Source organism: Bacillus cereus group sp. BfR-BA-01382 (genome assembly GCF_022663475.1).
Lineage (GTDB): Bacteria > Bacillota > Bacilli > Bacillales > Bacillaceae_G > Bacillus_A > Bacillus_A thuringiensis_S.
Map to the genome: position 1 here is coordinate 1 of NZ_JAKUFQ010000160.1, position 8232 is coordinate 8232.

Here is an 8232-nt window from a genome sequence, read left to right on the forward strand (position 1 = left end):
TTCGCTTTTTCTTCTTCCATTACTTCTTCTGTTCCTTCTCTTTTTTGCTTCGCTAACGCCGCCGCTTTTGCTTTTGCTGCTGCTGCCTTCGCCTTGGCTTTCGCTTTTTCTTCTTCCGTTACCTCTTCTGTTCCTTCTCTTTTCTGCTTCGCTAACGCCGCCGCTTTTGCTTTTGCAGCCGCTTCTGCCTTCGCCTTCGCTTTCGCTTTTTCTTCTTCCGTTACTTCTTCTGTTCCTTCTCTTTTCTGCTTCGCTAACACCGCCGCTTTTGCTTTTGCTGCTGCCGCTGCCTTTGCCTTTGCTTTTTCTTCTTCCGTTACCTCTTCTGTTCCTTCTCTTTTCTGCTTCGCTAACGCCGCCGCTTTTGCTTTTGCTGCCGCTGCTGCACGTCGTTTTGCTTCTTCTATAGTAATATCATTATTTTTTGGTAGCGCTTTCTCTTTTTCTTGATTTTCTGCCTCAAGCTCACTTATTTCCGCCTCTTGTTTCGCTACAAGGCGTTTTCTCGCTTCTTCTTTTGCACGCCTAGCTGCTTCTTTTTTCAGATCCTCTAAGTCTTTGTTTGGATTACTCATTTATTCGTCACCTGCTTCCCGGTCTTTGCTTCGTAACGAATTTTTTCTTTTAATTTATTAATTCCATAAATTAATGCAGCCGGATTTGGGGGACAACCAGGAATATACACATCAACTGGTACGATTTGGTCTACACCTTTCACAACAGCATATGAATTTACATACGGACCACCTGCTGTCGCACAAGATCCCATCGCAATAACCCATTTCGGTTCGGGCATTTGATCATATAAGCGCCGAACAATAGGAGCCATCTTCTTCGTTACTGTTCCCGATACAATCATGACGTCCGATTGTCTTGGTGAAGTCCGAAAAAATGACCCAAATCGATCTAAATCGTAATGTGATGAGCCTACTCCCATCATTTCAATTGCACAGCACGCCAGTCCGAATGTCATTGGCCATAAAGAATTGCTCCTCGCCCATCCTTTCAACTGCTCCAATGTAGAAAAAAAGATATTTCGTTCTAATTCTGCTCGCTCATTTGGATGTAATTCCTCAAAATTTATAACCATTGTAACACCTTCTTTTTCCAAGCATACGCTAATCCAACTAGCAACATTACAACAAAGATGAGCATTTCAATTAATGCAAATAAACCTAGCTTGTCATACGCAACAGCCCAAGGATATAAAAATAAAGTTTCTACATCAAAGATCACAAACAATAAAGCGAAAATATAATAACGAGCATGAAACCGAATATTTGCATCATGAAACGGCTCAATTCCACTCTCATACGTCGTCGCCTTTGCTGCACTTGGCTTATTTGGGCGCAGCATCCTTCCTAATGTAAGAGCCACTACCGGCAGCAATATACCTAATAGCAAGAAAATCAAAACGATCATATAACTATTTTCATATACACTTGCCATTGTGAAACCCTCCCCCCTAAATTAAGAACAAGTTCACATAGTAAACAATATGTCCTAGTTGCAGTAATTATTATTTTTAAATTTTTCTAAATAATTCAACTATTCTAATCATTATAGCAAACTTCAAATTCCTATGTCGATATGTTGGGAGACAGAAACAAGAATTATTAAAATCTATTTTTACAACTCGCTATAACTGTGCAAAATAAATATAAAACTTATATACGCTTTTCAAGAAACCGTAGGTGATATAAATGAAAAAACAAACACATGTAAGTATTCTTATAAGCATTGTATTGCTGTCTATAACGATTCACTACGTAGCGATGCCTTTTCTATATGAATATTCATTTCCTTTTCAGCTATTAATCGGAATGAGTACCCTATTAATTGATATTATCGCTTGTAGTTATATACTTTACTTTTCAAACATGAAAGAAGGGCTATCTCGTTTATTTTGGATTATATTATCCGTTGGAGCTCTCTCTTATTTTATCGGTGATATAGTCGTTGCCTATCAGCGTTTAATTGTAAAGGACTTCTATACGTTCGTTGATCCATCTGACTTTTTTTACTTACTTTTTTTAGTTACTTTTGCATTTGCCTTTCTATACGAAATCATTTATAACCGAGATTTATTAGAAAAACTTTTTATGCTATGTGATATTTGTATTATCGTTACAGCCCAATTTACTTTAAGTTACTACTTACTTATTGAACGAACCATTCACGTTTTTACAACATCCTATATCGACATATTTGTTCAACTTACCTATCCAATGGTTGATTTACTCTTTCTCTTAATAGGAATCAATCTTTTATTCAAACCACTATCCTTATTACCTAAAAAGGTTGGTGCGCTTCTTAGCAGTGCTTTAATTTTATATGCTACTATAGATGCGATTTATGCTTATATAAAATACTTCATACCAGAGTATTCTATGTTTACAGTTACTCCTTTCTATCAAGTAACCTTAGTACTAGTAGCAATCGCCTGTATTCTCCATACAAAAGAACCTGAAAAACAAGAGCAAGTACTACTAACACCTAAAATTGGTGAATCAATCCGATTATCATTGCCTTATATTTCAGTAATAACACTTATTCTTTTTATATTAGTTGAATACGTCTTTGGGCCTATTATAGTAATTGGTCTTATAATAACTTTCTCTTTCGTTCTCATACGTCATAGTTTAGTTCGAAAACAAAATAAAATATTATTGCTAGCTCAAATGCAATTCAACTCAGAACTCGAGAAACAAATTAAACTACGTACAGAAGATTTAGTAGAACAGAAGAATGAACTCTATCATAATCAACAAATGTTTAAATCTTTATACGAGCATCATCCAGATCCAATCTTCACATTAGATTTATACGGCAATTTTCTCAAAGTAAATAACGCTGGTACTACTTTACTCGGTTATCAAACGAATGAATTATTAAACCAGCCTTACTATTCACTCATATACGAAGAAGATTTAGAAGAAATGATTAACTCCTTTCATCGTGTAAAAAAGGGACATTCTATCTCTTTAGAAATACGGGCGTATCATAAAAACAGAGATATTTACTACTTGCACGTTACCGCCGTACCGATCTTTTTAAAAGAGAAAATTTCTGGGGTTTATTTAATGATTAAAGATATTACGGAAAGCAAACAACAGCAAGAACAGATTAATTTTCTAGCATACCATGATACTTTAACAGAGCTTGCAAATCGTCGTGCATTTCATCAACATTTGGAACAGGCAATTGCACGAGCAAAAATATCGAAAAAGCCTTTTGCTGTTATGTTTCTCGACCTAGACCGTTTTAAAGTTATTAATGATACCCTCGGTCATCGAGTAGGAGACCTATTGCTCATCGCAGTAGCAAAAAGGCTCGAAAGAATATCAACATCAAATATGAAACTCGCGCGGCTAGCTGGAGATGAGTTCACAATCCTTATCGAAAATTACAAAAAAAAGCCAGATGTCCAAAAAATGGCTGATATAATTGTAGCGGCCATGAATGAGCCATTTGAAATCGAAAATCAACATTTACAAATCTCACCGAGTATCGGAATTGCAATATATCCTGAAGCAGGTGAAGATCCGCTATCCATTTTGCAGCATGCTGATATGGCCATGTACGAAGCAAAAAATAAAGGAAAAAACGGTAGCTCTCTTTACACGAAAGAACTATATAAAAAAATGGAACGAAAAGCTCGAATTGAAAAAGATCTGCCAATTGCTTTAGTAAACAAAGAATTTCATCTCGTCTATCAACCACAAATTGATACGACAACAAATAAAATCATCGGCGCTGAAGCTTTAATACGTTGGAAACATCCACTATTAGGTGATATTTCACCATGTGAGTTTATTCCAATTGTAGAAGAGACGCCACAAGTAGTCCCACTTGGACATTGGGTATTACAAGAAGCTTGTCTCCAATTAAAAATATGGCATATCCTTGGCTACCAAAATTTAAAAATAAGTGTTAATTTATCCGCAAAAGAGTTCCGGCAAGATCAATTAATCGAAAACATTTCACAAATATTAAACAACGTAAGCGTCGACCCAAAATATGTCACACTTGAGTTAACAGAAAGAATTGCAATGATTGACGAGAAAGAAACGTTATTAAGACTGAAGCAATTAAAAGAATACGGTATCCAAACTTCCATTGATGACTTCGGTACTGGGTATTCTTCTCTTGCTTATTTATCAATTTTTCCAATCGACACATTAAAAGTACCGAGAGAATTCACACAATTAGCCGATCATCGTCCTGAAGAACGAGCCATCGTTTCTACAATCCTTTCCCTCGCAAATACTTTAAATCTTTCAGTCGTTGCCGAAGGAATTGAAACCGAAAAACAGCTTAAGTTTCTGCAAAAACATAACTGTAAATATATGCAAGGTTACTATTTCAGTAAACCACTTACTAGTAATCAATTTATAAAGTTTCTACAAAAAACCCCCAGTATGAACAAATAATTCATACTGGGGGTTTTATAGTGCTAAATTTTTTTCTCATAATATTCTTCTGCGATTTCTTCGTAAAAAGCCGCAGATGTTGTGTAGAAATATGGAATTAACCATAAGAATCCAATCCCTAACGTAATACAACTCAATATAAACCAACCGATAAAACTTAAACATAAAATGAAATACTCCATCTTATGCCCATCCATCATACGACGGCTTTCTGTAATAGCTTGATTTATGGAATACTCAGGATGATCATTTATTATAAAGTACGTCATCGCATAAGAGAATGATTTAATGATGCCTGGAATAATAAATAGTAAAAACCATAAGAAAATATAAATGTTCACTACTATATATAATAAAAATGACTTTATAAACTTACTTCCTGCTGTAAACCATCTAAATATATGCCCAATACGCGCGTCTTTTTCTCGAATTATATGTAGCGCTAAATAATAGCCACCTAACGTTAATGGACCTACCATAAAAGTTGTAATAATATCTACTATCATGGAGTTTTTCATATCTTCCCAACCCAAAATTTGTGTAAACGAAAAATCAACAATAAAGTTAAAAGTGATCATTATAACAGAAATAAGTAATGTGGCTCCGACTGCTAATCCCCATTTCCCTTCTAATGAATCTAGTGCTTCTCCTTTTAGATCACTAATCATATTTAGCCTCCTATACACAATAATTCTATTAGTATAGCATGTTTCTATTGCAATTCACCTTTTGAGATGTAGCGATAAAAGTATGCTGTCGTTGTACTCATATACGGACTAAGCCAAAGAAAGCCTATTCCAAAAGTAAGAAGCGCTAAAATAGCCCATCCTATGAAGCTCAGCCATAAAAGAAACAAATCTAACTTATGCCCCTTCATAAGATTCTTACATTCCTTCATCGCCTGCGAAACACTATATTCTGGATTTTCAATCATTACATAGTACGTCAGCGCATAAGAAAAATACATCACAATCATACCAACAATTGAAATCGCTAATAGCACGAAGAAAACTATTGCAAATGACGTATTCCCTTCTTCACCTAACAATGCAAATAAGCCTATTAACAGCATCGGAATCCATGTACCTGTATATAACAAAATTGCAAGCATTGCCCACATTGTTTTCATCATTCTTTTAAAACCGCGAAATCCTTCAAATAAGTGATCTACTTTAGCATCTTCTCGTTTACTAATCTGTAAAAATACATTTGTATAACCATATGATGTAATCCCATACGATGCGTTACTCAAAATTATCATAATGCAATAAAAAATCCCAAAGGTAATACCTGCTCCAATTGACATCGTTTCCTCTTCAAATGATCCAGTTAAACTTACAACTGAGAGAAATATAATAATTCCTGGAATTAATAGTATAAGCATTGCAGCCATCGAAACGACATAACTTAAAATAAAATATAAAATTGTTGACCCAACACCTAGTCCCCATTTTCCCTTTAAAGAGTACAATGCTTCTCGTTTCATTTCACCAATCATTGATTCATCCCCTTCATAAAATATAAATTGTTGTACACTTCTACTTATACAAGCATCAATATAATTATACCAGTTTTGTAAAATTATCCATAAAATAGACAAAAAATCCGTAAAGGCAAGGGCCCTTACGGATTTTTTTTACTTCATATCAGAAACGTTTAAACGGTTCACGGCACGTTGCAAGGCCATTTCTGCACGTTTAAAGTCAACATGTGCTTGTTTATCTTGCATACGTTGCTCAGCGCGACGCTTCGCTTCATTTGCACGATGGATATCGATATGGTTTGCTTCTTCAGCAGATGATGATAATACAGTCACTTTATCTGGACGAACTTCGATAAAGCCACCACTTACTGCTACATAATCAGTGTGTCCACCATTTTTCAGACGAACTGCACTAATTTTTAATGGTGCAACAGTTGGAATGTGACCTGGTAAGATCCCCATTTCCCCACTCTCTGCTTTTACACTTACCATTTCTACTTCTTTTTCGTAAACCGGTCCATCAGGAGTTACAATACTGACTGGAAATGTCTTCATACTTCGTCCCTCCTAAGGCCTTACGCCATCATTTTCTTCGCGTTTTCAATAACTTCTTCAATGCCACCTACTAAGCGGAATGCATCTTCTGGAAGGTCATCATATTTTCCTTCTAGAATTTCTTTGAAACCACTAACTGTATTTTTTACAGGTACGTAAGAACCTTTTTGACCTGTAAACTGCTCAGCTACGTGGAAGTTTTGAGATAAGAAGAATTGAATACGACGAGCACGATGTACAACTAACTTATCTTCTTCAGATAACTCATCCATACCTAAGATAGCGATGATATCTTGAAGTTCTTTATAACGTTGTAAAGTTTGTTGTACTTGACGAGCTACTTCATAATGTTCTTCTCCTACGATTTCTGGAGACAGTGCACGAGATGTAGATGCTAATGGATCTACGGCTGGGTAAATACCCATTTGTGTTAAACGACGCTCTAAGTTTGTTGTTGCATCTAAGTGAGCGAACGTTGTAGCTGGTGCTGGGTCAGTATAGTCATCGGCTGGTACATATACCGCTTGGATAGACGTGATAGACCCTTTATTTGTAGATGTAATACGCTCTTGTAATTGACCCATTTCTGTTGCAAGTGTTGGTTGGTAACCTACCGCAGATGGCATACGACCAAGAAGGGCAGATACTTCAGAACCCGCTTGCGTGAAACGGAAGATGTTATCGATGAACAGAAGTACGTCTTGTCCTTGCTCATCACGGAAATGCTCAGCCATTGTTAAACCTGTTAATGCAACACGTTGACGTGCTCCAGGTGGCTCGTTCATTTGTCCGAATACCATCGCAGTTTTCTTGATTACGCCAGAATCGCTCATTTCGTGGTATAAGTCATTACCCTCACGAGTACGCTCACCTACACCAGCGAATACAGAGATACCACCGTGCTCTTGTGCGATGTTGTTAATTAATTCCTGAATTAATACTGTTTTACCTACACCGGCACCACCGAATAGGCCGATCTTACCACCCTTAATGTAAGGAGCAAGTAAGTCTACTACTTTAATACCAGTTTCAAGAATTTCTACTTTAGTAGATAATTCTTCGAATGCAGGTGCTTGACGGTGAATTGGATCACGGTGTACATCCGCAGGAAGTTCACCATCTAAGTCAATTGCATCACCTAATACGTTGAATACACGTCCAAGTGTTACATCACCAACTGGTACAGAAATTGCTTTACCAGTATCTTCTACTTCTGTGCCACGAACAAGTCCATCTGTGGAAGACATCGCAACTGTACGAACTGTATCATCACCTAAATGAAGTGCAACTTCAAATGTTAAGTTCATGCTTCCGTTTTCGTTGCTTTGTTTGACCGTAAGGGCGTTGTAGATTTCTGGTAGCTTTCCGCCATCAAACTTAACGTCTACAACCGGACCCATGATTTGCGTAACGCGCCCTTTATTCATCGGGTTCCCTCCTAGCTTTCTTTTAATTAGCCAGCTTTCTAAGAGAAGTTGGCTTTTAATTTTTTATTAGTTTAGCTTACGCGACTCTTTTGAAAGAGCCGCTTCCGCTTTTTATTGAATCTAGCTCCGGTGGCTAGAAGGGTTGGTCATTTCACCCCTTCCTACGAGGCAAAGAACGCCTCTTTGTCAGGAGTTCCAATGCCCTTCCCTTCTGAGCAAGTCACCTACGCTTTTTATTGAATCTAGCTCCGGCGGTTAGAATGTTCGGTGGCTTCGCTTTTTCCTACGAGGCACAAATCGCCTCTACGTCAAAAGCTCCATCTCCCTCTCATTC

The 8232-nt window shown here is 37.0% G+C and carries 7 protein-coding genes and 1 pseudogene; 1 reads left to right on the forward strand and 7 read right to left on the reverse strand.

Features of this window, described 5'->3' with window-relative positions; all coding sequences use genetic code 11:
- The 3 genes and pseudogenes from MR160_RS31905 to nuoA form a co-directional block, all read right to left on the reverse strand.
- Positions 1-575, reverse strand: a pseudogene (locus MR160_RS31905) (NADH-quinone oxidoreductase subunit C); the annotation flags it as partial.
- The gene (nuoB, locus tag MR160_RS31910; RefSeq protein WP_000236331.1) at positions 572-1090 is read right to left on the reverse strand and encodes an NADH-quinone oxidoreductase subunit NuoB; all 519 of its coding nucleotides are present in this window, start codon (positions 1088-1090) and stop codon (positions 572-574) included. The pseudogene MR160_RS31905 and the gene nuoB, both read right to left, overlap by 4 nt.
- Positions 1081-1449: an NADH-quinone oxidoreductase subunit NuoA gene (gene nuoA / locus MR160_RS31915; RefSeq protein ID WP_000179273.1), complete on the reverse strand. Its 369-nt coding sequence runs from the start codon at positions 1447-1449 to the stop codon at positions 1081-1083. Before nuoA ends, nuoB begins: the two co-directional genes overlap by 10 nt.
- A 254-nt stretch (positions 1450-1703) precedes the next feature.
- Here nuoA and MR160_RS31920 point away from each other — a divergent pair, with 254 nt between their 5' ends.
- Entirely contained in the window at positions 1704-4433 is a 2730-nt protein-coding gene (locus tag MR160_RS31920; protein WP_000744994.1) for a putative bifunctional diguanylate cyclase/phosphodiesterase, read from the forward strand.
- Positions 4434-4456: 23 nt separating this feature from the next.
- Here the strand turns inward: MR160_RS31920 and MR160_RS31925 are convergent, their stop codons facing one another.
- The 4 genes from MR160_RS31925 to atpD all read right to left on the reverse strand — a co-directional run bounded on the left by MR160_RS31925 (position 4457) and on the right by atpD (position 7898).
- Complete coding sequence (locus tag MR160_RS31925; protein WP_000622478.1) at positions 4457-5101, reverse strand: DUF975 family protein; 645 nt, start codon at positions 5099-5101, stop codon at positions 4457-4459.
- A gap of 44 nt (positions 5102-5145) precedes the next feature.
- On the reverse strand, positions 5146-5931 hold the full coding sequence (locus MR160_RS31930) for a DUF975 family protein (protein ID WP_242299063.1): 786 nt from the start codon (positions 5929-5931) through the stop codon (positions 5146-5148).
- Positions 5932-6069: 138 nt separating this feature from the next.
- Positions 6070-6471 carry a F0F1 ATP synthase subunit epsilon gene (atpC, locus tag MR160_RS31935; RefSeq protein ID WP_000847214.1) on the reverse strand — a complete coding sequence of 134 codons (402 nt, stop codon included), beginning with the start codon at positions 6469-6471 and terminating at the stop codon, positions 6070-6072.
- 20 nt (positions 6472-6491) lie between these two features.
- The gene (atpD, locus tag MR160_RS31940) at positions 6492-7898 is read right to left on the reverse strand and encodes a F0F1 ATP synthase subunit beta (RefSeq protein WP_001032597.1); all 1407 of its coding nucleotides are present in this window, start codon (positions 7896-7898) and stop codon (positions 6492-6494) included.
- Positions 7899-8232: the final 334 nt, after the last annotated feature.